Origin of the sequence: Vibrio sp. 14N.309.X.WAT.E.F5 (assembly GCF_030397615.1) — a bacterium.
In the GTDB taxonomy this organism is placed as follows: Bacteria; Pseudomonadota; Gammaproteobacteria; order Enterobacterales; family Vibrionaceae; genus Vibrio; species Vibrio lentus.
Genome location: NZ_JAPNXR010000017.1, coordinates 70,564 through 95,874, shown reverse-complemented (window position 1 = coordinate 95,874; position 25,311 = coordinate 70,564). Strand labels below are relative to the sequence as shown.

The window sequence follows — 25,311 nt, the reverse complement described above, 5'->3', positions numbered from 1 at the left end:
GTCCGTTTATCTTTTGAACTATTGCTTCTTACAATCTACTGCCTACCGCACTTAGAACACGGTGAGGTTTGTAATTCATGTAATAACGAACCGCCACATAACCCACTACAAACGTTGCCACAATCAATTCTAGATACGCTAGGTTGAAGACTTGATCCACATAGTGAGTTTCCACACCAACAGTTTGCATCCAAGCAGCCAATTTGAATAGCGCCGTTGCACCAATCACGATTGGGAATGTAAACGCCGCATAACCTGGGCTGAATGGCAGACGAAGTAGTTTGAAAAACGCGATGTAGATAATAAACGTCATCAACACTGCAATGCCAAAGAGTAACCCAATGATCACTGGCGAAGGATTTGCCGTCACCGTTAGGTAGCCAGCTAAAGATAGACTTGCTGGTGCCGCCATAATCGCAATGGTTGGTTTTGCTGCGTCAGGCACTTCATGAGAGAAGATCAAACGGTAGATCATGAGCGGTAGCATTACGGCATAAACCAATAAGCCAAAAACTAAAGTCGCGTGAGCAACGGGTTCTAAGATCGGGTTACCTGAAAAAGAAACGTCTGCCACGATAATACCGATTGGTGGCACAAACCAACTTGGCACCATGTGGTGAATCTCAAAGTTTTTAGCTCTGTGGTATAAGAAGCTCACCAAGAACACGACATGTAACGCTACCGAAGCGAGCCACACTGCTTCTTGTAAGAATTGAGAGATCGGAGCCAACGAAGCAGACACCACCATACAACCCATCGCGAATGTGGGTACAACACTGCCGACAACAGGGTGAGCAAGGTCTTCACGTAATAAGTGGCCATGAATCAAAAATTTCACAGCTAAAACAAGAAGTAATACCGCCGCAATGCCTGCACTGATCCACTGCACCAAACCCGGTGTGTGTAAAGTACCTTGTGCGACTAAAACACCATCCCAACACCAGCCTAAGCTTGCAATTGCGAGTGCTAACCCTGCCATGGGTGTTGGAGCTCCTGTTAATCTATATTTAATACGTTGAATCATGTCAGCCTCTCTTAAACTTAATTCACTAAACTTGTGAACTCATCAGCTTGTTGAAGCCATAATACGCTTGCGCTTCGTTAAACAATATCCAATTATATATAACAAGTGTTCACTAATACTGAACAACACTTTTCCACCAGCAGCGTAAAACTAGGAACCTGATGGCTAATATTTCAATCAAACAACTCAAAGTGTTTGTCACCATTACCCAACACTCGACGCTTACCGCCGCATCGGAAGCACTGTTTTTGTCTAAGGCTGCTGTCAGCATGGCGCTGGGCGAAATGGAGAAGCAATTGGGCCACTCTCTATTTGACCGGGTCAACAACCGATTAATTCTCAATCAAGAAGGACAAAAGCTACTTCCTTTGGCTGACGAGATTCTTCACAGAGCCGCAGGTATCGATGTCTTGTTCCGAGATGACCAACCATTAAGTGGCAATTTAAAGGTTGGCGCGAGTGACACGATTGGTAATCAGGTCGCACCGTTTATTCTGTCTGGCTTTCGCGAGCTAACTCAGCATCAAGATCAGAGCTTGTTCATTTCAAACAGTGCGCTGATCTGCCAAAAGTTGGTGGATTATGAACTGGATATCGCGTTAATTGAAGGAAAAACACTCCATCCGGAGTTGATCTCTAGCCAGTTCAGTAGCGATGAAATGTGTATTATCGTTAGTAATCAACACCCTCTCCTTTCTCAAGACAAAGTTGCATTGCAAGATTTAGAAGGCAGCCATTGGATACTGAGAGAGTCAGGCTCAGGAACTCGCGAGTTTTTCCTGCGTGCTGTCGCACCTCGTATTGAGCATTGGTATGAGTCCTTTGAACTCAACACCACCGAGGCCATCATCAATTCGGTTTCTGCAGGGCTTGGGCTCGCCTGTTTATCACGGTTAGCCGCACAACGAGCGATTGATTCCGGCCGAGTAAAAGCACTCGATGTCCCGCTCGACATGAAACGCCGATTCTGGATGCTGGTGCACAAAGACAAATATCAAAGCCCGCTGCTGAAATCTTTCATGGGTTATTGTGAAGACTGGGCTACACATCAAGATTGAAGCCGCATAGTTTGGTCATCAACTGGACTTTTTGCATTAGAAACTGTATAAAAAGCCAGTAAAATTTATCAAACTTAGAGGATTAACCATGGCTGTTATCGTCAAGTACGTGGTCGAACGCAACGGAGAAGAGAAAATGACTTTTACCTCTAAAGCCGAAGCTGACGCATACGACAAAATGCTGGATATGGCTGATGAGCTTTTTGAACTGTTAAGCAAAAGCGATTTAGTTGAAGATGAAGGCAAGCAAGAAGAACTTGCAATGTACCTAGCGAAGAATAAAGAAGAAGTTCTTTACGCACTAGGTGCTAAGCGCAAACCAGCTCCGAAAAAAGAAAAGAAACTTGAAGCTGTTGAAGACGCAGAAGAAGATGCAGCATAACTAGCTGATACCTTTCTAAAAAACGTCAATAATGCCTCTAATAAGAGTCCGTTATTGGCGTTTTTTTATACTTATTGAAATATAATGAAGCTTGTTTATAGTCGAAATCGCTCTAAACATTCGCTTGCACAAAAGTGTGATAAAGATCTAATCTATAGTCATCAGGTGATGGGGTTCCACCTAAGCTTTTGCTTCAACCGCCCGTTCTTTTCGAACAGTGCTAATGACTCCTACAGAATCGAAAACAGGTAATACTGTTGGATGTATCGCTATTCCTCCATTTTGAAATGGACTTAGTCTATTAAGACCAAGCTTCATGCCACCTTTGGATTACCGATACTCAAGATCTGTAGTGAATTAGCCGCACCTCTTCCAACACGTCCTGTTTTCTCAACGCCCTAGGTCTTAAATGGCTCTAACAGTGAGAAAACATTATGCACTACTCTTCAGAAATTCAATCAATGTGCCCTATTCAAAGGGGTGATCTGCACACTTCAGCGCCAATTCCAGTTGAAGGCGCTATGGTTAGCCCAAAAGATGTCATCGCTATTTCTGGCTTAAGCCATGGCGTAGGCACTTGTGCACCACAACAAGGTGCGGCAAAACTAACGCTAAACGTAAAAAACGGCATCATCGAAGAAGCACTAATCGAAACGATTGGTTGTTCAGGCATGACTCAATCAGCCGCGATGGCAGCCGAAATCCTCACAGGAAGAACCATTCTTGAAGCCCTGAATACTGACTTGGTGTGTGACGCTATTAACGTAGCCATGCGCGAAATCTTTCTGCAATTTGTTTACGGTCGAACTCAATCCGCATTCTCTGAAGGCGGCCTAGAAATTGGCGCTGCATTAGAAGACCTAGGTCAAACACAACGTAGCCAAGTAGGTACTAGCTATTCAACCTCAGCGAAAGGCGTTCGTTACCTAGAGCTTGCAGAGGGTTACGTGACCAAGCTTGCACTTGATGACCATAGCGAAGTAATTGGCTACGAATATCTCAACCTCGGCAAAATGATGAAGGCGATTAATCAAGGTATGTCAGCTAATGAAGCAGCAGACCTTGCTATGGGAACTTACGGTCGCTTCGATGAAGCCGTAACCACCATTAACCCACGCCAACAATAATTTTTGCCAATTTAGAGGAAAGATATGATGAACACTCAATTTAATGAATCAGTAACTCGCGTATTGGCAGAAATGAACTTCGACTCTTTAGAGCAAGCGAACCAATACTGTCTATCACACAATGTCGACCCAAAAGCGTTAGTGATGGATACCCAACCTATTGCTTTTGAAAGCGCTGCCGATGCTTATATCCTTGGCTCAGCACTGGCGCTATTTCGCAAAGCCACCAGCGCAGAACAAGCAGCAAATATCATTGGTGAAGGCCTTCAAGCATTCACCAAACCTGGCAGTGTTGCTGAGCAACGCCAAGTGGGGATCGGCCACGGTGCATTGGCTGCACGTCTTCTAAATGAAGAAAGCCACTGCTTTGCTTTCCTTGCGGGCCATGAATCTTTTGCTGCTGCAGAAGGTGCGATTAAAATCGCACTCAACGTCAACAAATCACGTCACAACCCATTAAAGGTAATACTCAATGGTCTAGGTAAAGATGCAGCTTACTTAATTTCTCGCATCAATGGTTTTACCTATGTTCGCACTCAATACGATTACCAAACAGGCGAGCTTGTTGAAACAGAACGTCGCCGCTTCTCACAAGGCCCTCGCGGAGAGATCTTATGTTACGGCGCTGATGATGTACGTGAAGGCGTGGCAATCATGCACAGAGAAGAAGTGGATGTAAGTATTACGGGTAACTCAACTAACCCAACGCGCTTCCAACACCCTGTTGCAGGTATCTACAAAGCAGAACGTACTCGCCAAGGTTTACCTTACTTCTCAGTTGCTTCAGGCGGCGGTACAGGTCGAACATTGCACCCAGATAACGTGGCAGCAGGCCCAGCATCTTACGGCATGACAGATACCATGGGCAGAATGCACGCTGACGCTCAGTTCGCAGGTAGCTCTTCTGTTCCGGCTCACGTGGCAATGATGGGCTTCATCGGCATGGGTAACAACCCAATGGTCGGCGCGACGGTTGCATTGGCTGTAGCAGTAAGCGAATCTCAAAACGCATAACGACAACGTTGGCGCCACGATCTATCCATAGAATAGAGTCCGTTAACTGAGAAACAAGCAATAACAGACGACCAAAACTCTATACCTATCACTAAAACCAAACAGCCAGCCTTATGCTGGCTGTTTTTTATTCACACTTGCTCTACTATCTATTTCTAATAATTATTTGTATTTAACTGCATCTTTTCAAAGGAATAATATGAAAGAGCTCATCATTCATACCATTACCGTGTTCATGGGCTTTTTTGCCATTATGAACCCTATCGCTAATACGCCAATCTTTCTTGGATTAACCGGTGACAATGACAGAGAAACGGTAAAATCTATCGCATTCCGATCGGTACTCATTGCCTTCGTTATCGTTAGTACTTTTGCGATTTCTGGCAAACTGATCTTTGACCTCTTTGGTATCACGCTGTACGCACTGCGCATCACAGGCGGCATTCTGGTCTTTTTGATCGGCTTCCACATGCTGCAAGGTGATTCAACACACTCAAAAGCAAAAGAGAAAGTAAACTCAGACGCCCAGCGAGACGCAGCGCTAAGTATCGCAGTATCACCTTTAGCCATGCCAATACTGGCTGGCCCGGGCACTATTGCCACTGCGATGAACTTTGCCAGTACTGAAGGGATTTACGAGACCATCATAACCATTGTGGCATTTGGCCTCCTCTGCACCCTAACCTACGTCTTGTTTGTATTCGGTGAACGCTTCGTTAAAGCGGTTGGACCAAGTGCACTGAACGTGATTACTCGAATGATGGGTCTAATACTCGCAGTTATCGGTATGCAGATGTTGATTGAAGGGATTGAACAGGCTTACAAGGCGCTGTTTGTTTAAGCTCAGAACGACGATATCCTGATACAAAAATAGCCAGCGATCTGCTGGCTATTTTCTTTCAAGGTTAATCTATAGCCTTGCATTTTAAGACTTTAATTAACAATACATAACGCTCCGATAAGAGCGACATCAGTATTATTTGTATTCCATCGTTGTTGTTTCAAAGCCTAGTGGTTCTAATACTTTCTTATGCTCAGCCCAAGAAATAAATGATTCGGCATCAGTATTACATACGTCACCTGAACCTTCCGCGCATGGTTTAATACCACCGTCATAGTTGACGCTATATTTCTCGGTACTTCCATCGTATGTCAGGTTATTAACTTTATAAGTTTTAAAACCATTGCCTGAAATGACAATGTCTTGACGATCTGTAGATGTTAATTGAGCATCGCCTAATACATTCCAACCATCACTACCACTTGCATTATAGTTATTAACGATAACAGTGTAGTTATCAACATCGTTCATTGTCGCCCACACTGGGTTGTCTTCTGTTCCAGTATTGACCTCAAGAGTTGTCACTGTGCCTGATACACCTTTCACATCTTCTGTAAACGTGTAACGCATGCCTGATACGTAAGGGAACTTGCCAGCATGAGCACCTTCCGCAAGCGTCGGCTCAATTGTGCTGTCAATAAGATTTCGAATCACTTCGCCTTTAACGGTTAAAATCGACAAGTAGTTCGAGAATGGTAATAGTTCCAACGTAGCATTGCCTTCCCTGAAATCACCAGACGCAATATCCGTTCGAACACCACCAGCTCCCACCAAACCAATCTGAACATTTTTACCGGTAACCGTTGTTACCGACGGTTGATTTGCCCAATAAATCATACCTTGAGCAATCATAGGAGCAACATCTGAACCATGCTTATCAGTTCCAGCATCACCAGGACGGCGCTCATGACTGATTTCAGTCGGTGCAGCTGCAACAACATCACCATACGCAGCATCGAGAGCTGGCTTATAAGTTGCGTCGATACGGGTTCTTAAATCAATATCTTCATCTTTTATCGTGATTTTTTCATTATTATCAATAAACGACGTTACATCATCTTTATCAGTACTAATCATTTGATGTTCTCGATGAGAATCGTGATAAAACTCATCATTTGATAATAAAGTATTGTTCCCAACACATGAGATGAGATTGCCGTCTATGTCAAATGATACATCAACGTCTCCAATAGCTTCCGCATATTGGCCAGCTTGAACCACACAAGTATTTTGTGCTTTGTCTTTTTGCGGGATCATTTCGGCGTAAATACCATTATTGCCTTGATCAAGGTCGGTAAAATCACCAAGTAAAGTATGTGAATGACCACCAACAATGATATCGATACCCGTTGTATTGGCAGCAAGATCCTTATCGGCAGCATTTCCTATGTGTGATAAAACGATGATTTTATTCACACCCTTGGTTTTTAAATCATTTATAGTGGCTTGAGTTGCTGTAATTTGGTCACTAAATGTCACATCACCAGTTCCGGTAGCTATCGTTGGCATATCCCCCAAAACAACACCGATTACCGCAACAACTTTCTCATCGTCACTTGCATCAGAAACAGAGGTAATTGCTCTTTTTTCTGAGCCTTCAAATGCAAACAGTTGATACGGATATAAATTATCGACATTACTTAAAGACTGATCTTTTGATGCATCCATGTTATTAGCTAACACGGGAAAACTAACCGTATTGATGAACGATGCGAGCTTGTCGGTATCTAAATCGAATTCATGGTTCCCAAGCACCATTGCATCTAACCCCATCTGTGACAACAAATCTGCGTTTGCAGCACCTTCATTTAACTTAAAGTAAGCGGTACCTTGCCATGCGTCACCGCCATGCAAGAATAACAAAGGTTCTTTGTCAGCTTTAGCATCCGCTTTGATATCATCAGCGGCTTTCAATAGGCGAGGATAACCACCAAATTCGTTATAAACCTTCTTGCCATCAGCACCCATAGTAAAACTTGATTTTACAGGGTCAAAATTTGAGTGGGTGTCATTCACATGTGCTATGCGCAATGTCATATCGGGGGCAATAATATTGTCGTCATTGTCCGAGCCACAGCCAACCATCGCTACGCCGATAGAGAGCACCAGTAAAGACTTAGTAAAATTCATAGAAGATCCTTTATTAATCGTTTTAATGTCGTTATGGCTGGAAATATACTTATATATCGAAGGGTTTTAGTGATCATTCTCTTAATTACACAGCTGAAAACTTGAGTATTTACTCGGACTGTAAGCACAAACGATAAATCAACAGAACTCGATGAATTGTGATAATAAACATGCATTTATAAAGAAAATGTGACTGACTCTATTGATACGGATAACAAGAGGGGTAGTTATAGACCAGTATCGGGGGATGGAAACGAGGCTGCGCGGTGCAACTCAACCGATCAGCAAAACATTAAGCGCTAACAGTAATATCCGGATAATGAAAACTATCGCTAAAAAGACAAGCAATATCATTTTACAGACTTTATCCCGATACGCCCTTTCATAACGGGGGCGCTCTCTTTATGATGAACGCAATTAAATTAACTTTGCTAACGGCAGCGCTTGTTATTCGAGCCGCTGTTATTGAATAGCAAAATCAAGACTCAACACATGGAGATTCAACATGGCTTACTTTTCACTAGCCTTCGGTACGGCAACCAAAAACCGCGACAATAAAATCATTGAAGCGTTCTTCCCTAACCCACTTCTAAACCCAAGCGATGCTCTTGTAGCTGCTGTGGCTGAAGTTGCAGGTTACACTGAAGGCAACCAAGCTATCGAAATCTCTGCTGCACAAAGCGCAGAACTAGCAAAAGCATTCGCAGCAAACGACGATGCAGCTAACGCATCTTTCGCAGAAAAAGCAGCAGCATCTGAGCAGCCACTTGTTCTTGTTCTTCTTGCGGCTGACGAGAAGCCAGCATCAGTTGCTGAAGGCTTCCTAAAGCTACAACTTATCTCTAACCGCCTAGTTCAGCCACACGGCACGGTACTGGACGGCATCTTCGGTCTACTGCACAACATCGCATGGACAAACGAAGGCCCAATCGATCTTCCAGAGCTAGCTGAGCGTCAAATCGAAGCTCGCCTTGCTGGTCGCGCTCTGTCTGTAGATTGCGTAGACAAGTTCCCTAAAATGGTGGATTACGTGGTACCAACAGGTATTCGTATTGCTGATACTTCTCGTGTTCGTCTTGGCGCACACGTAGGCGAAGGCACAACAGTAATGCACGAAGGTTTCATCAACTTCAATGCAGGTACAACTGGCGTAAGCATGGTTGAAGGTCGTATCTCTGCGGGTGTTGTTGTGGGTAACGGTTCAGACATCGGCGGCGGCGCTTCTATCATGGGTACTCTGTCTGGTGGCGGTACTATGGTTATCTCTATCGGCGAAAACTGCCTACTAGGCGCAAACGCTGGTCTTGGTTTCCCAATGGGCGACCGTTGTACGGTTGAGTCTGGTCTTTACGTGACTGCGGGTACTAAAGTTCGCATGCTAGATAAAGAAGGCAACGAAGTAGAAATCATTAAAGCTCGCGACCTTGCTGGCGTTTCTGACCTTCTGTTCCGTCGTAACTCGATTACTGGCCAAATTGAATGTCTAGCGAACAAATCAGCTGTTGAACTGAACAGCGAGCTACACAGCAACAACTAATCTACGCGCTAGATGCTAAATTACTAGATACTAAAAAATACGAAGCCGCTGGGGTTAAATCCAGCGGCTTTTCTTTTATAGCGGTAAACCAGAGAAGGTTATACTTTTTCTGCGGCTAGCTGTTCAAGAGCCTGAATAGAGGTTTCTGAAACTAACGTGCCATCCATGTAGTAGCTGACTTTGTCGCCATCACGAACCCCCGTCAGAACAGCTTTCTGGCCATCGTTATAGGTGATATCCATTTGAATAGTGTTCTCATCGATCTGTTGCATCTCACCCCATTCAATCTGACGATTGTTGAAACCAAGTGGTGCATCTTTCAATGAGTCATCTAGGCTATCGTTAACATCAATCATAGTGTCGACTTTACTATCAAAGATATGAGGTGCACCTGTAAGTGGGTTTTTACCCGCCCAGAATTCGATTGAGTTAAATACAATGTAATCGGCTGCTGTTGTTAGCGCGTAAACTGGCGCAAGCAAGAAGTTGACCCCAGCACGAGCGTAACGGTTATCGACAACCTCTACGTTGAACTTCATTAATTTCCCAGTAACGGCGTTACTACCGACACACCCAGCTAACGACATGACAATCGCTGCCACTGCAACTGCTTTTGTGATTGTTGTTTTCATAGATCCCTCTTATGCCACGATGATTGATTCAGTTTTTGAACGGCCAAATTGAATTGTTCTTGTATGAATACAAGAAATGATGGCCTAACAAATTGATTCCATAACATTTAGCGTAGTGGAGATTTTTAGAACAGCAAACTGCAAACCTAATTTGTTTCGCGTTGGTTCCTAAAATTTTTGTAATAAAAAAGCGCAGACCTTTCGATCTGCGCTTTTAAATTTTTAGCTTTTAGTTAATCCAATCTAGATTAACGCAGCATGTAGGTAAGTGATTAACCCACATTCTTACGTGCGTTTTGGAACATACGCATCCAAGCACCATTCTCGCCCCAACCTTCTGGAGACCAAGAGTTAGCAACCGTACGGAATACACGCTCTGGGTGAGGCATCATGATAGTCACACGGCCATCCGTCGTTGTTAAACCAGTGATAGCGTTTGGCGAACCGTTCGGGTTATTCGGGTATTGCTGCGTTTGGTTACCGTTGTTATCAACGTAACGTAGAGCAACCGTACCTGAGTTTTCAATCGCGTTTAGGTGGTCGTTGTCACGCACTTCTACGCGGCCTTCACCATGAGAAACAGCGATTGGCATACGAGAACCTTCCATGCCGTTGAAGAATACAGAATCAGACTTCTGAACTTCAACTAGGCTGAAACGAGCTTCAAAACGCTCAGATTCGTTACGAACGAAACGTGGCCAGTACTCAGCTCCAGGGATAAGTTCACGCAGGTTAGATAACATCTGACAACCGTTACACACACCTAGAGAGAAAGTATCTTCACGCTTGAAGAAGTTTTCAAATTGGTCACGCGTAGAGTCGTTAAACAGAACCGATTTAGCCCAACCTTCACCAGCGCCCAGTACATCACCGTAAGAGAAGCCACCACAAGCAACAAGGCCGTTGTATTCTTCTAGTACCGCTTGACCCGTTAGGATGTCGCTCATGTGAATATCAGTTGCTTCGAAACCTGCGCGGTCGAATGCTGCTGCCATTTCAACGTGAGAGTTAACACCCTGCTCACGTAGAATCGCCATCTTAGGCTTAGCGCCCTTGTTGATGTAAGGAGCAGCAATGTCTTCGTTTACGTCAAAGCTTAGTTTCACGTTCAGACCTGGGTCCGAGTTGTCTTTCTTCGCTTCGTGCTCTTGGTCTGCACAGATTGGGTTATCACGTAAACCTTGCATCTTGTGCGTGGTTTCAGCCCAGATAGTACGTAGTTCAGTACGGTTACGTTGGATTACAACGTCTGCGCCTGACTTAATCACTACTTCGTCTGATGCTTCAACAGAGCCAATTACGTGTGAACACGCTTCTAGGCCATTTGCTGCAAGAGTAGAAAGAACTGCGTCTAGATCGTCGTTACGAACTTGGATTACCGCACCTAGCTCTTCGTTGAAGAGTGCTGCTAGTGTATCTTCGCTGTTCTCTGATGCAGATAAAAGCGCTTCAATGTTCGCGTTAACACCACAGTGACCTGCGAACGCCATTTCAGCTAGCGTTACGAATAGACCGCCATCGCCTTTATCGTGGTAAGCCACAACTTGGTCGTTCGCTACAAGCGTTTGAACGCCTTCGTAGAAGCCTTTTAGTTGCGCTGCGTTGTCTACGTCTGCTGGTTTATCACCAAGCTGCTTGTAAACTTGCGCTAGTGCCGTTGCACCCATACGGTTTTTGCCGTTACCTAGGTCGATAAGTACCAATGACGTGTTGCCTTTGTCTGTACGCAATTGAGGAGTAATCGTCTTACGAACATCTTCAATACGTGCAAACGCAGTGATAACAAGAGACAGCGGAGACGTTACTTCTTTCTGCTCGCCATTCTCTTCCCATTTAGTCTTCATCGACATTGAGTCTTTACCCACAGGGATAGTTAGACCCAGTGCTGGACATAGTTCTTCACCTACGGCTTTAACCGCTTCGTAAAGGCCTGCATCTTCACCAGGGTGACCTGCTGGAGACATCCAGTTAGCTGACAATTTAATGTGTTTGATATCGCCGATGTTCGTCGCTGCGATGTTAGTGATTGCTTCACCAACCGCTAGACGAGCTGACGCGCCAAAGTCTAGAAGTGCAACTGGCGTACGCTCACCAAGAGACATTGCCTCACCGTGGTAAGAGTCGTAACTTGCTGCAGTTACTGCGCAGTTAGCAACTGGAACCTGCCATGGGCCAACCATTTGGTCACGAGCTACAAGGCCTGTAACCGAGCGGTCACCGATAGTGATAAGGAATGTTTTCTCTGCCACTGTTGGTAGGCGAAGAATACGGTCAACCGCTTCGTTTAGTTCGATACCAGAACGGTCAATCGCAGGGTTGTTTGCTTTTAGCGTCTTCGCGTCACGGTGCATCTTAGGTGTTTTACCTAATAGGATGTCCATTGGCATGTCGATTGGCGTATTGTCGAAGTGTGAATCTTCTAGTTTCAAATCACGTTCTTCCGTTGCTTTACCAACCACTGCGTAAGGTGCGCGTTCACGTTTACAAATCGCGTCGAATGTTGCCATGTCTTTATCAGCAACCGCCATTACGTAACGCTCTTGAGATTCGTTACACCAGATCTCAAGTGGGCTCATGCCCGGCTCATCGTTTGGCACGTCACGTAGATTAAAGATACCGCCACGCTCGCCATCGTCGACTAGCTCAGGAAGAGCATTCGAGATGCCGCCTGCGCCCACATCGTGGATAAATGCGATTGGGTTCGCGTCACCAAGCTGCCAACAACGGTCGATAACTTCCTGACAACGACGTTCCATTTCTGGGTTTTCACGTTGTACAGAAGCAAAATCTAAGTCTTCAGAAGAAGAACCAGAATCCATTGAAGATGCTGCACCGCCACCAAGGCCGATGTTCATCGCAGGACCACCAAGAACGATTAGGCTTGCACCTACTGGGATCTCTTTCTTCTGAACATGATCATCACGAATGTTACCTAGACCACCAGCCAGCATGATTGGCTTGTGGTAACCACGAACTTCTTCACCTGCGTGAGAGTTTACTTTCTCTTCGTAAGTACGGAAGTAACCTAATAGGTTTGGACGACCAAATTCGTTGTTGAATGCTGCGCCACCAAGAGGTCCTTCAAGCATGATATCCAAAGCAGTAACGATACGGCTTGGCTTACCAAAGTCAGTTTCCCAAGGTTGAACAAAGTTCGGGATCTTAAGGTTAGATACAGAGAAAGCAACCAAACCCGCTTTTGGCTTACCACCAATACCTGTCGCGCCTTCATCACGGATTTCACCGCCTGAACCTGTTGATGCGCCCGGCCATGGAGAGATTGCCGTTGGGTGGTTGTGCGTTTCAACTTTCATCAAGATGTGTGTTTTCTCTTGGTGGTAGTTGTACTGACGAGTTTCTGGATCTGGGAAGAAACGACCGACTTCAGAACCTGTCATTACCGCTGCGTTGTCTTTATAAGCAGACAGAACATGTTCTGGTGTCGTTTCAAAGGTGTTCTTAATCATCTTGAACAATGATTTTTCTTGCTTAACGCCATCGATAGTCCAATCAGCGTTAAAGATCTTATGACGACAGTGCTCTGAGTTCGCTTGTGCAAACATCATTAGCTCGATGTCAGTCGGGTTACGACCTAGCTTTTCAGTGAAGCTTTCAAGAAGGTAATCAATTTCATCTTCTGCTAGCGCAAGACCTAAGGTAACGTTTGCTTTTTCAAGCGCTTTACGTCCGCCAGTTAATAGGTCAACTTCCGCATAAGGAGCAGGCTCAGCAACTGTGAAGAGTGCAGCTGCCGATTCGAAGTCAGTAAAAACCACTTCCATCATACGGTCGTGCAGGATTGCTTTCAGCTCAACAAGTTGAAGCTCAGAAAGTTCAGAAGAAGTTTCAATGTAGAAAGCGGTACCGCGCTCTAGACGTGACACTTTAGCCAGTCCACAGTTGTGTGCGATATCAGTTGATTTTGAAGACCAAGGCGAGATAGTGCCTGGACGTGGCGTTGCAAGCAGCAGTAAACCTTCAGGTTCATGCTCTTCAATCGTTGGACCGTAAGTCAGTAGCTTTTCTAGCTTCTCAACTTCAGACGCATCTAGGTCTGCCGTTAAATCAGCAAAGTGGGCAAACTCAGCGTAAATACCTGTTACAGGTAAGCTTAATTCACGACAAAGCTCTAAAAGCTTGTTAACACGAAACTCAGATAGAGCTGGGGAGCCACGCAAAATTCTCATGTGCTTAGGTCTCTTATGCAGTTGATTAAGGTGATATTGGAATAAATTCAGTGGGTTATAGGAACAACCTAACTGTTTTCTTCGAAGCTATTCCCGAAGGTTAACAAACCTATGCCGATTCCACCTCTTCAATGCGAGCGCATTATAAAGCATTTCTTTTTGTGACGTAACACCAAAAGCAACCGTTTGCGTTATTTTTTTCATCTAACGATATAAATGACAGTTTTGCTGCATTTATCAGCACTTTTACAACTGTTTAAATAAACCTGCTTTGCCAGCCTTGCGGGGTTTGGTATAAAGGGGCTTCCACTTTTCGAGATTTCATTTTGATGCCTAAATTTACGCTCATCTTTTCGTCTAAATTCCTTCTGCTCGTTATCGCTCTGTTAGGGCTAACGGGATGCCAGATTGAATCTGAACCTAAAAGTGTCCTTGAGCAGATACGAGATCGCGGCGTTCTTCGTGTCGGCACCCTGAATAACCAACTCTCTTATTACATTGGTCCCGATGGCCCTGCTGGCTTAGATTACGAGTTAGCTCGTGAGTTTGCGCAGGAGCTTGGTGTAAAGCTTGAGGTTAAACCTGCATACCGTTTATCCGGTCTCTTTCCAGCCCTAAAGAAAGGCGAAATCGATCTTATCGCGACTGGGTTAACGCAAAACAATAACCTGACACGTGCGTATCGCGCCGCGCCCGCTTATTACTATGTAAGCCAACAAGTCGTGTACAAAAAAGGCCAGTGGCGACCAAGAAACCTCGGTCAACTGATCAAGTTTGAAAACGAGCGTCAGGCCGAATTTGTAAAAGCACAATCTGAATCAGAAGAAACGGCATCAAATGAAACACTAACGCCGTCTTTGGTTGTGGTGAAAGACTCACACTTTGAACCAACACTAAAACAGCTACAAAACACACACGATGACTTTATCTACGATGCAGTCGGTAATGCAGACATCAATGACCTGCTAAAAGAAGTGTCGACTGGTGAACGCTTGTTTACGGTAGCAGACTCGATTGAGCTGTCACTCGCACAGCGTTTATACCCAGACGTCGCTTTGGCATTTGAGCTTACAGAAGACCAACCTATTTCTTGGTACTTAGAGCGTTCAGAAGATGAAAGCCTATATGCATTGCTGATTGAGTTCTTCGGTAACCTAAAACAATCTGGTGAACTGGCTTCACTGGAAGAGAAATACATCGGTCACATTGGCACCTTTGACTACGTTGATACTCGTGCCTTTATCCGCGCCTTGGATAGCAAGCTACCAAAATGGTCGCCACTGTTTCAGAAATACTCACAAGAATTTGATTGGCGCTTGATTGCTGCTTTGGCATACCAAGAGTCACACTGGAACCCAGTAGCACGTTCTCCTACTGGTGTTCGAGGCATGATGATGTTGACGCTGCCAACCGCGAAAAGCGTCGGTGTTACTAATCGTCTTGACCCGAAACAGTCGGTACAAGGTGGGGTTGAATACTTACGTCGTATCGTGAATCGAGTTCCCGACTCTATCACTCAACATGAAAAGATCTGGTTTGCCCTCGCATCATATAACGTAGGTTACGGTCACATGATGGATGCACGTCGCCTAACCAAAGCACAAGGCGGTGATCCTGACGCTTGGGGTGATGTGAAAGATAGGCTACCTCTTCTAAAGCAGAAGAAGTACTACAGTAAAACTCGTTACGGTTATGCTCGTGGTGATGAAGCAAGGAATTACGTTGAGAACATTCGCCGTTATTACCAAAGTATTATTGGCCATGTGAACAAGCGAAATAAAGAAGAAGAAGCGAGCCTTGAAGGGTTGGTGGTTATCCCACCTTTAGAGATCTCGGGCGCTGAATCGACAATCAGTGCGGCTGAATCCGCTGTCGACGAAGCTGAGTCTTCCAACTAAATAAAAAAGAGCAATGCTATATAGCGTTGCTCTTTTTTTATACATGAATCACTGGTTCGTATTGAGAGGCTAAACAAACAAAGTGACCGTTAAACTTGAGGTGTCATATTGCAGTAACAATCGAACTTTATAACGACACACCATAAGCGCCATGATGTTCTGTTGTATTCAGACATTGGCCATTGCGAATGGTTACTCAAAAAGTATCGCTAAGTTCGCGACAGAGCTCATAAACAAATAACCACTATAATTAAAACTGAAGTCATAATTACAAAGCCAGACGACAAATAGGAAATCGTTGAAATGATGAAGAACAAACTGAAATCGAAGCGCCTTGATAAGACCGTTGCTGCAAACCGTCGTAAGCGTATGCTTTCAAATAATAAGAAAAAGATCATTTGGCGCAACCGTGCTTTCATGCAGATACTTTCTGAGTAAATACACCGAGTAAGTTTTCTGCGGCACTCTTGCGATAGAGGGTGCCTAGAACTTACTTCTATCTCTTGTTAGCTGGCTTCTTCTTGTTACTTGCCTTCTCAGCTTCTAAACGCTGCTCTTCCTGCAAACGCTCAAGCTTTCGCTTCTCTTTTATCTCTTTTCTACGACGTTTAAAAAACGCCTGTAGCTGTTCACGGCACTCTTCTTCTAACAGACCATGCTCAACATCGGCATAGTGGTATGAGGCTTGGCTTTCAAAGAGGTTCAATACCGTACCCGCCGCACCCGCTTTCAAGTCAGGCGCACCAAACACAATCCGTTTTACTCGGCTGTGTAACAAGGCACCCGCGCACATAGGACACGGTTCAAGCGTGACGTATAAGGTAGTATCGAGTAAGCGATAGTTTTCCAAAGCTTGCCCCGCTTTGCGCAAGGTTTCGATTTCAGCGTGTGCTGTGGCATCGTGGCTGCCAATCGAACGGTTCCAACCTTCAGAAATAATCTCACCCTCTTTTACCAACACAGCACCCACGGGAACCTCTCCCTCATTCTCAGCTTGCTTGGCCACCTCAATGGCACGTCGCATGAAGATTTCATCTTGAGGGGTGAATTGATGGTCTGACAAAGGGAACTCCAGAAAACAAAGGATAGGAACAAAAAAAGGTATGCGGAGAAGCATACCTAATCTTAGTGATTATGAACAATAAAGAGATAACGAACAACAAGCGAGGGCTTTTTCGTTAAATATCTAGCGGCTTATCTAACTAACAGCATCGCCCAACTCATTGGCTATTTTTGTCGCTTTAACACTCACGATGCGGTTGTTCTCAACCGAGATGATTTCAAACTGCCATTGCTGACAATCAACGACTTCTCCAGTATCGGGTAAACGCCCAATCAGCCAAGTGATAAGGCCATTCAATGTTTGGAAGCCTTCGCTTTCCCCTTCTAACTCTGACAGCTCTAAGCGGTTCTTGAGCTCACTGAGAGGGATTAATCCATCCACCAGCAACCCGTCTTCAACTTGCTCAGTCCATAGGTCATTGGGGTTATTGGATAGCTCACCTGCAATCGCTTCAAGAATATCGTAATGAGTCACAAGGCCTTGCACATCGCCATATTCATCAACGATGAACGCCATCTCGGTACCCGACTCTTTAAAGTAGCTAAGTAAACGCAACGCCTTCATAGACTCCGGAACATATATCGGAGACTTAGACAGCCCCATGATCACTTGAATACTTAAATTACCCGCCTGATTCAACAAAGCTTTGGCCGACACCGTACCGACCACTTTATTGAGGTGATCTTGGCATAATGGAAACACACTGTGCTTTGACGAACGTAATTTTTTGAATATGTGCTCAACGGGTTGGTCAATATCCAGAAAGTCGACGTCTCGACGTGGCGTCATCAACGAGCTCACAAGGCGATCATCAAGCTGTAAGATATTGCGAATCATCTCTTGCTCGCCACGCTCTATCACACCTGATTCAGAGCCCTCTTTCACCAGTGCATGAATATCGTCTTCAGTCACACTGTCTTCTTCGCCACCACGTCCCATTAACTTAAGAATACCTTCGGTTGATGCAGACAACGCAAACACAAACGGCGTCGCGATTTTAGATAACCAGAAGATTGGCAGCGCCACTAACACGGCGATGTTTTCAGCTTGGGATTGAGCAAAACGCTTTGGCACCAACTCACCCACAACAATCGCGAAGTAAGTAATACCGACAACGACTACCGCTGTAGACAATATATTCGCTTGGGTTGGGTCTAACCCCCACAGCTCAAGTTGAACGGCTAATGGCGCAGATAGCGTCGCCTCGCCCACAATACCGCTGAGCAGTCCGATTACCGTAATACCGATTTGAATGGTTGAAAGGAAGCGGGTTGGATTTTCTTTGAGCTCAAGCGCAACCTGAGCGGAGCGGTGTTTTTCGGCTAAACGTTTCAGCCGACTATTCTTTGCTGCTACCAGTGCAATCTCTGACATGGCAAACAGACCATTTAAAACAATTAACCCTACTAAAAGCAGAATCTTCATGTGGATTGGATTTCCTAATTTTACCGGCCAACAATTAGCCGTAATCCGGAGTATAAGCTGAGTGCCTTTATTTGGGATATAAAAAGTTTTAGATATAAGAAATCTTAGACACAAACAGAAGTAGAAAAAAAATAGCGAAAAAAATAACGAAAAAAAACCCGCACATTTCGGTGCGGGCTTCGATGATTTTATCTTACTGAATTTTGCTTTTAGTACTTAGCTTTACTTATCTTACATTGTGTAAGTGTAAGGAGCTTGGATACCTAGTGGGATACCAAGAGCCCAGTAAGCTAGCAAGAAGATTGACCAACCGATTAGCATAGCAATCGAGAATGGCATCATTAGAGAAGCTAGTGTACCGATACCTGTCGACTTAACGTAACGTTGACAGTAAACAACAACCAGTGGGAAGAACACCATTAGTGGAGAGATGATGTTAGACACTGAATCGCCTACACGGTAAGCCGCTTGAGATAGCTCAGGAGAGATACCCACAACCATTAACATAGGAACTAGGATAGGGCCAATCAGTGCCCACTTAGCTGAAGCAGAACCTACAAGAAGGTTAACTGCAGCCGTTAATAGAATCATACCAACAACGGTTGCTTCACCTGGAAGGTCCATCGCCTTCAAGCCTTCAGCACCGTAAAGTGCCAGCATAGTACCGATGTTTGATTGAGCGAATGCAGATAGGAACTGAGCACAGAAGAACGACATTACAATGTATGCGCCCATCGTTGCCATCGTCTCAGACATTGCTTTGATAACATCATTACTATTCTTGAAAGTACCCGCTACACGGCCGTAGACGATACCCGGAATAATAAACAGGATGAAGATCAGAGGAACGATAGACTTCATTACTGGTGCAGAGAACGCTGTTAGCTCACCTTCAGGCGAACGAAGTGCTGAGTTTTCAGGCACCAAAGCTGCGATAAGTAGACCAATACCTGCAACCATTGCCCAACCAGCAAATTTGAATGCTTTAGATTCAATCGCTGTAAAGGTACCTAGATCAGGTGCTTGTTCTGCATCTTCATCAACAGGAGTGTTAGCAAGGCGAGGCTCGATGATCTTCTCTGTTACGTACCAACCGATAGCAACGATTAGAACTGAAGACAGGCCCGTAAAGAAGATGTTCGCTAGAGGGTTAACCACATATGCAGGGTCAAGAACGTTTGCCGCTGTTTGAGTGAAACCTGCTAGTAGCGGGTCAATACCTGAAGGAATGAAGTTCGCAGAGAAACCACCTGATACACCAGCAAACGCAGCTGCAATACCTGCTAGAGGGTGACGACCCGCTGCGTGGAAGATGATACCGCCAAGAGGGATTACTAGAACGTAACCTGCATCAGCTGCTGTGTGAGACACGATAGCAACCAAGATTAGCATTGGCGTTAATAGCTTAGCTGGCGTGAAGTTAAGCATCTTCTTAAGGCCAGTCGTAATGAAGCCTGAAGAGTCAGCAACGCCAACACCTAGCATAGCAACAAGTACGATGCCTAGCGGTGCAAAACCTGTGAATGTGGTAACCATATTCGCTAGGAAGCTAGCAAGCGCTTCACCAGTTAGTAGGTTGTTAACTTCTAGAGCAGCACCCGTTTGAGGGTTGATTAGGTCGAATGAAAGATTCGACAAAAGTGCAGATGCTACCCATACGATAACTAGAGCCCAGAAGAACAGAATTGCTGGGTCTGGAATTTTGTTGCCGGCGCGTTCAATGAAGTTTAGAAAGCGGTCCATCCCACTGATCTTCTCAGTCGATGGTGCTTTTTTTACGGCTTGGTTACTCATGGTAACTCCATATGTGATGTTGTTTGTTTAGGCCTAATATAAGTTTTGACCACGGCCTATTGGTGCAGCACATATTCTATTAAAGTCGCCATAAAAAAGCACAAGATTCCACCTTGTTTTCCATAAATGGAGACATATTTTGCAAAAATGCCATGCAACTGCAACAATATAAAAACACAAAAAACACCATTCCATATACAGCCATTTAACTAGTACGCAAACAATGTCCGAGAAATGAAAAGTGTCGGTAAAAGGAGTGTCGTGTGCCTTGGCATGCAGTAAACGTTTGCTTAGGGATCAGTCAAACTCACTGTATTTGGAGAGCATAGTTTCAAGGTAAATACTTTGTGATTTGTTCATACGATCTTGCCATGCAACAGTCACCGTAATGTTTTTCAAAGCGCCAGACAAAGCACCGTTGGCATTTGTCACTTCACATGTCATCGCATAGGCAGATCCTGACAAGCCGGACAAGGGAACTGAACTTGCCGTGTTCAGACAGTAATTCGCTTGATTGAGTTCCTCAAAAGGAATTAAACCTACCGCCCCACTCACATCCGAGACACGAGTCCGATAGTATTCCATCTGCCTTTCAGCAAAATGCAGAGCTTCAACACTGTGAAGCGCAAAGTCCGATTTTTGTTCCGCGTAGACCTGCAGCTTAACCAACCCTAATGAAGCAACACCGATTAGCAGAAAAGAGATAAGCACCTCTATCAAACTGAAACCTTGGTGTTTAGAAGTCATTCCATGATCCTCGCTTCCATTGGTAAATTGAAGGCGGATCACTTGGATTAGATTCTGAACGAAAATCCAAATCCATATCACCCACAATCGTTGTCACACCAAGTGGCGAATCAAAGATAAGGCCACCTGAAGGTAAACCAGAGGCAAATTGAATCCCAACACTTTTTTTCAGGACGGTAGCGTCATCGATGTCTTTGATAAAAGGTGCAAATACATTGGGAGTGACAAGCGCTTTCCAGAAATCATCTATACGAGTTTTAACATGACTCTTTTGATAATCGACCAAATGATAGATCACACCGTTGTAAGTCATGGCACCATTTAACGCGAGCACACCATCTTGAATCACCAGAAGTTGAGATTGATTGTTGGCGGCAGCAACCGCTGAATTGATATGGCAATTTCCCTCAACCCACAATCCTTTGGTTTGCCCTAAAGTAAAATGGTCCATAATTTCGGTGCCGCACTCTGTCGCATTCAGTATCTGCACGCGCTTAAAAAGATCAGTGTCTTGCGATAAGTCGACAATGTTTTGATCCGTTTTCGCGATACCAAAGAAAGTATAAAACGGGTTCATATTTGGATCGGGATTAAAGTCTTTTTGGAAGGGCGGAGGATTCGCTCCTTGAGAGGAATCAGGCGCATAGATTGAGTAGCGACTTCCTGAATTGCCTTTGAGGATCTCCGTTTTATATTCGCTATCACACACACCATCAAAACCAGAAAACGGACCATCCGTACTTGGGTCGAGCACTTCTAAGCCTAATGTTTGTCCTGAATCACCATGTGTTGAATCGTATTGGTAAGTAAAAAGGTCAGCAAAAGTAACACTAACACACTCATATTCATTACCGCTGATCGGTTCTTCTTTTACTGTAGGCTTCAGGCTCAATGTACCAATGATCTCAATCGGCCCTGTTGATTGAATCGCCCCACTTCCTAACTGAGAGCTCTCACGAATGGTTTTAGACAGCAACTGTGTATCGGTTGTCGATGCAATAATATAAGCAATGGAACTCGCACTATCCGAAACCTCAATTTGCGGTTCATTATCATAAGGAGAACACCAATCAGAAAAGTCGGCAGGACGTGCACTGGCATCTTTGATATCTAAAACGGTTTTATCGAGCTCACGTAGATAGGAATAAGTACACTCTAAACCACCTTCTGAGCGCCAGTGACTTTGCCTTCCTTGCACCTCGTTTTGAGCAACTTTAATTTGATGGAATACACTGCGATACGAGCCTAATGTCACCACTAAAGCACCAATTAAAAGCACTGACGTAATCAATAACGTCACCACACCACGCTGCTTTCTAAACACCATCATTGCCAGTTCCTCTGCTTAACGGAAACCGAAACAGATTTGGAAACACCTGCGGTTGGGATTGACGCTGTAATACTGATATCAGTGAGCGTGCTCTCGATAGAATTCTGCTCCAATACTTGGGAAGTAATATTTAACGCATTCACTTCAATGAGACTGTCATCAAACAGAGAATAACAACCTGTGACTTCACTAAATGAAAGGAGGTCGTCAGATACAAGTGTGCCCTTTTCACATATTTGCAGCCTAGTCCCATCCTTGCGGTAAACGATATGTCGATGATCTTTATCGTCACTTGAGCCTTGTCTGAAATAAACAAAACCAACCGCAACACCGCCACTCACTTGGATGGTGTGACTCGCGCCAGATAACTTAATTGAGTAACCGTTTGAACCATCGTAACCTGCTCGTTGGATATCCTCTTTCATCACCTGCATGGTGCTGGTTAAATTCTGTAGCAGTAATAGCTCGATGCCTTTATCTTTGGCGATTCTCTGCCCCGTAATAAACACACTGCCAATAATAGAAATCGCGAACACGCCAATCACAGAGGCCACCATCAATTCAATCAGTGATGTTCCTCGTTGCTTGTTAGGCGCTGCTACTATCGGCTTAACACGCATCATAGCCATACTGCGCGCTCAACTCGCCGCATACCTTAATACGCCCTGGAGGGCTAGATAATTTGATCAAAAGTCGATCGGTTGAAACTGTATTAGGCGCCAGATACAGAGTCCCTCGAGAGGGTCTTCCACGAACACTCTCAAAGGTGATTCTGTCTCCGGTGTAGTTATGAGAAAAAGAGAGATCACGAAAGGGTTCGCCCGACAACTGCAGTAAGGTTTCTCCCGACAAGTCTTCGGTCGGTTTTAACCAAATAGTCCAATCTCCGGTTGATTGCACTTCATTCTTTTCCATCGAGAAATGAACCCAAAGATCTTGATTCCTTTTTACTGACTCTGACTTAGCCTGAATAAGAAAACCATTCAACTCGCCAGCCAATCGCTGCATCTTCACGGTTTGCGTTACTGAACTAAAACTCGGGGCAGCCGTGGCTATCAGTATCGACAAAACCGATACCGTTATTAACAGCTCTAATAAAGTAAACCCGCGAGTCATTTCCCAATTTCCTATGTAATCTGATGCGTAACCGTATTTAATCTTGCGCCGATGCTACCACCGGAGAAAAATAGACAGAGATATGAAAGGAAACTACTCGCGATGATTCGAAGAAATATATGCAACAACAACAACTTAAGCATTAGAGGGATGACATTGATCGAATTATTGATCGCTGTCGCCATCGTGGGGATACTCGGCGCCATTGCGTACCCAAGTTATACGAGCCATGTAATTAAAGCGCATCGAGTCACTGCAGTGGCCGACATGACCAAGATTCAACTGGAGATGGAGACCCTCTATACAGGAAACTACGCGTCGGCCGCTGATAGTATTATTTCCGGAGGGACATGTTTATTTTGCGATACCGACACCAGCCGATACACATTAGCGATTTCAGCCAGTAGCACCACTTATTCAATTCAAGCGGAACCGCTTTCGCAACAGGTAAATGATGAATGTTTAGACTCGAATACCGATAAGTTGGAATTGCACCACTCGGGTGTTTCGGAACCAGAAGCGTGTTGGAAGTGACAAAATAAAATACCAAAGGACGCTAAATCTTATCTCCCGAAATCTCAGCTCTTTCTTCTTTAATCTTCTTCCTTGTTAAGTCTTCTTTTTCTCTGATCTATAGACACAAAAAAGCCTGCACACTGGCAGGCTTTAAAATTTTCAAATTACTATCTAATTACTTAGTTAGGTCATCGAAGAAGTTTTTAACGCCGCTGAAGAAACCTTCAGACTTCGGCTTATGCTTGCTCGCCGCTTCGCCACAACATGTCTCTTCGAAATCGCGAAGAAGTTGTTTTTGACGAGAGCTTAGCTTAACTGGAGTTTCAACCACTAGCTTAACGATTAGGTCACCCACACCGCCGCCACGAACACCTTTCACGCCTTTGCCACGCATACGGAACATACGGCCCGTTTGTGTCTCTTCAGGTACTTTAAGGTTTACACGACCATCTAATGTAGGAACTTCAACTTCACCGCCTAGCGCTGCCATTGTGAAGCTAACTGGCACTTCACAGTAAAGGTTGTTGCCGTCACGCTCAAAGATGTTGTGCTCTTTTACGTGTACTTGTACATACAAGTCGCCAGCTGGAGCGCCGTGCTCTCCTGCTTCGCCTTCGCCAGATAGACGAATGCGATCACCAGTATCAACACCTGCTGGGATCTTAACGTTAAGCGTTTTCGTCTTCTGTTTGCGACCTTGACCATGACATGAGTTACATGGGTCTTTGATGATCTTGCCTTTACCGTTACAAGTAGGACAAGTCTGTTGAACCGCAAAGAAGCCTTGGCGCATTTGTACCTGGCCGTGGCCATGACAAGTACCACACGTTTGTGCAGAAGAACCCGCTTTAGCGCCGCTACCATCACAAATATCACATTCAACAAGTGTTGGTACTTCAATTTCTTTAGATACACCACGAACGGCTTCTTCTAGAGAAAGCTCCATGTTGTAACGTAAATCAGAACCACGTTGTGCACGCGCTTGACCGCCGCCACGACGACCGCCGCCAAAAATATCGCCAAACACATCACCGAAGATATCGCCGAAGTCACCTTGGCCACCGCCGCCGTAACCGCCGCCGCCCATGCCACCTTGTTCAAAAGCTGCATGGCCGTATTGGTCGTAAGCTGCTTTCTTTTGAGCATCGGTTAGGATCTCGTACGCTACTTTTACTTCTTTAAATTTGTCTGCTGCGCTGTCATCACCCTGATTACGGTCCGGGTGGAATTTCATCGCTAAGCGTTTGTACGCTTTTTTAATATCGCGCTCTGATGCATCGCGGCTTACGCCTAATACTTCGTAAAAATCACGTTTTGACATGTTCTAGGTCACCAAATAATTGCTACTACCGAATGATCACTTCAGTAGTCTGTGTATCAATCTAGATAAAAGTTCTGCCGGCTGAAGCACCGAATAAAGCTATTATCTAGATCGACAAGTCTAAATACAAATTTACGGGCGTGAGAGTTACCTCTGACGCCCGCAATAA

The 25,311-nt window shown here is 44.8% G+C and carries 21 protein-coding genes and 1 riboswitch; of the genes, 9 read left to right on the top strand and 12 right to left on the bottom strand.

Translation table 11 applies throughout. The features are described 5' to 3' along the window. Positions 1–28: 28 nt before the first annotated feature. Positions 29–1,024, bottom strand: coding sequence for a TDT family transporter (locus OW495_RS17260; RefSeq protein ID WP_065104980.1), 996 nt, complete (start codon positions 1,022–1,024; stop codon positions 29–31). Between the two features lie 161 nt (positions 1,025–1,185). Here OW495_RS17260 and OW495_RS17255 point away from each other — a divergent pair, with 161 nt between their 5' ends. The 5 genes from OW495_RS17255 (at position 1,186) to OW495_RS17235 (ending at position 5,446) form a co-directional block, all read left to right on the top strand. Next, positions 1,186–2,082: a LysR family transcriptional regulator gene (locus tag OW495_RS17255; protein ID WP_017110226.1), complete on the top strand. Its 897-nt coding sequence runs from the start codon at positions 1,186–1,188 to the stop codon at positions 2,080–2,082. Positions 2,083–2,170: 88 nt separating this feature from the next. After that, the gene (locus OW495_RS17250) at positions 2,171–2,464 is read left to right on the top strand and encodes a YebG family protein (protein ID WP_004735185.1); all 294 of its coding nucleotides are present in this window, start codon (positions 2,171–2,173) and stop codon (positions 2,462–2,464) included. A 155-nt stretch (positions 2,465–2,619) separates the two neighbouring features. Next, a riboswitch (Fluoride riboswitch) is annotated at positions 2,620–2,704 on the top strand. 194 nt (positions 2,705–2,898) lie between these two features. Continuing rightward, positions 2,899–3,591 carry an iron-sulfur cluster assembly scaffold protein gene (locus OW495_RS17245; RefSeq protein WP_065206889.1) on the top strand — a complete coding sequence of 231 codons (693 nt, stop codon included), beginning with the start codon at positions 2,899–2,901 and terminating at the stop codon, positions 3,589–3,591. Between the two features lie 24 nt (positions 3,592–3,615). After that, on the top strand, positions 3,616–4,605 hold the full coding sequence (locus OW495_RS17240) for a GGGtGRT protein (RefSeq protein ID WP_017110228.1): 990 nt from the start codon (positions 3,616–3,618) through the stop codon (positions 4,603–4,605). 199 nt (positions 4,606–4,804) lie between these two features. Then, the gene (locus OW495_RS17235; RefSeq protein WP_017110229.1) at positions 4,805–5,446 is read left to right on the top strand and encodes a MarC family protein; all 642 of its coding nucleotides are present in this window, start codon (positions 4,805–4,807) and stop codon (positions 5,444–5,446) included. A gap of 135 nt (positions 5,447–5,581) precedes the next feature. Here the strand turns inward: OW495_RS17235 and OW495_RS17230 are convergent, their stop codons facing one another. Continuing rightward, positions 5,582–7,576 (bottom strand): bifunctional metallophosphatase/5'-nucleotidase, encoded by a 1,995-nt coding sequence (locus tag OW495_RS17230; protein WP_289887574.1) that lies wholly within the window; start codon positions 7,574–7,576, stop codon positions 5,582–5,584. Positions 7,577–8,081: 505 nt separating this feature from the next. Between OW495_RS17230 and dapD the strand changes: the two genes are divergently transcribed. Beyond that, positions 8,082–9,113, top strand: coding sequence for a 2,3,4,5-tetrahydropyridine-2,6-dicarboxylate N-succinyltransferase (dapD, locus tag OW495_RS17225; protein ID WP_017106617.1), 1,032 nt, complete (start codon positions 8,082–8,084; stop codon positions 9,111–9,113). A 98-nt stretch (positions 9,114–9,211) separates the two neighbouring features. Here the strand turns inward: dapD and OW495_RS17220 are convergent, their stop codons facing one another. Then, on the bottom strand, positions 9,212–9,745 hold the full coding sequence (locus OW495_RS17220; RefSeq protein ID WP_289887573.1) for a DUF3332 domain-containing protein: 534 nt from the start codon (positions 9,743–9,745) through the stop codon (positions 9,212–9,214). Positions 9,746–10,017: 272 nt separating this feature from the next. Further along, positions 10,018–13,932 carry a phosphoribosylformylglycinamidine synthase gene (purL, locus tag OW495_RS17215; protein WP_289887572.1) on the bottom strand — a complete coding sequence of 1,305 codons (3,915 nt, stop codon included), beginning with the start codon at positions 13,930–13,932 and terminating at the stop codon, positions 10,018–10,020. A 329-nt stretch (positions 13,933–14,261) separates the two neighbouring features. Here purL and mltF point away from each other — a divergent pair, with 329 nt between their 5' ends. Next, positions 14,262–15,830, top strand: coding sequence for a membrane-bound lytic murein transglycosylase MltF (mltF, locus tag OW495_RS17210; protein WP_289887571.1), 1,569 nt, complete (start codon positions 14,262–14,264; stop codon positions 15,828–15,830). Positions 15,831–16,133: 303 nt separating this feature from the next. Next, positions 16,134–16,268: a hypothetical protein gene (locus OW495_RS17205; protein ID WP_017106613.1), complete on the top strand. Its 135-nt coding sequence runs from the start codon at positions 16,134–16,136 to the stop codon at positions 16,266–16,268. Positions 16,269–16,326: 58 nt separating this feature from the next. Here OW495_RS17205 and tadA read toward each other — a convergent pair whose 3' ends face one another. The 7 genes from tadA to OW495_RS17170 form a co-directional block, all read right to left on the bottom strand. Next, positions 16,327–16,947, bottom strand: coding sequence for a tRNA adenosine(34) deaminase TadA (gene tadA / locus OW495_RS17200; RefSeq protein WP_289887569.1), 621 nt, complete (start codon positions 16,945–16,947; stop codon positions 16,327–16,329). Between the two features lie 81 nt (positions 16,948–17,028). After that, positions 17,029–18,318 (bottom strand): hemolysin family protein, encoded by a 1,290-nt coding sequence (locus tag OW495_RS17195; protein WP_289887568.1) that lies wholly within the window; start codon positions 18,316–18,318, stop codon positions 17,029–17,031. 231 nt (positions 18,319–18,549) lie between these two features. Continuing rightward, entirely contained in the window at positions 18,550–20,112 is a 1,563-nt protein-coding gene (locus tag OW495_RS17190) for an AbgT family transporter (RefSeq protein ID WP_050052903.1), read from the bottom strand. A gap of 297 nt (positions 20,113–20,409) precedes the next feature. Further along, the gene (locus OW495_RS17185; protein ID WP_289887567.1) at positions 20,410–20,859 is read right to left on the bottom strand and encodes a prepilin-type N-terminal cleavage/methylation domain-containing protein; all 450 of its coding nucleotides are present in this window, start codon (positions 20,857–20,859) and stop codon (positions 20,410–20,412) included. Then, positions 20,849–22,189: a hypothetical protein gene (locus OW495_RS17180; protein ID WP_289887565.1), complete on the bottom strand. Its 1,341-nt coding sequence runs from the start codon at positions 22,187–22,189 to the stop codon at positions 20,849–20,851. The genes OW495_RS17185 and OW495_RS17180 overlap by 11 nt, the downstream gene beginning before the upstream one ends. After that, the gene (locus OW495_RS17175; RefSeq protein ID WP_289887564.1) at positions 22,186–22,818 is read right to left on the bottom strand and encodes a pilus assembly protein PilW; all 633 of its coding nucleotides are present in this window, start codon (positions 22,816–22,818) and stop codon (positions 22,186–22,188) included. The genes OW495_RS17180 and OW495_RS17175 overlap by 4 nt, the downstream gene beginning before the upstream one ends. Then, entirely contained in the window at positions 22,799–23,305 is a 507-nt protein-coding gene (locus tag OW495_RS17170; protein WP_102277133.1) for a GspH/FimT family pseudopilin, read from the bottom strand. The genes OW495_RS17175 and OW495_RS17170 overlap by 20 nt, the downstream gene beginning before the upstream one ends. 102 nt (positions 23,306–23,407) lie before the next feature. On the opposite strand from OW495_RS17170, the gene OW495_RS17165 reads away from it, so the two are divergent. Further along, entirely contained in the window at positions 23,408–23,839 is a 432-nt protein-coding gene (locus OW495_RS17165; protein ID WP_102514119.1) for a type IV pilin protein, read from the top strand. A gap of 157 nt (positions 23,840–23,996) precedes the next feature. Here OW495_RS17165 and dnaJ read toward each other — a convergent pair whose 3' ends face one another. Then, the gene (gene dnaJ, locus OW495_RS17160) at positions 23,997–25,142 is read right to left on the bottom strand and encodes a molecular chaperone DnaJ (protein WP_102514120.1); all 1,146 of its coding nucleotides are present in this window, start codon (positions 25,140–25,142) and stop codon (positions 23,997–23,999) included. Positions 25,143–25,311: the final 169 nt, after the last annotated feature.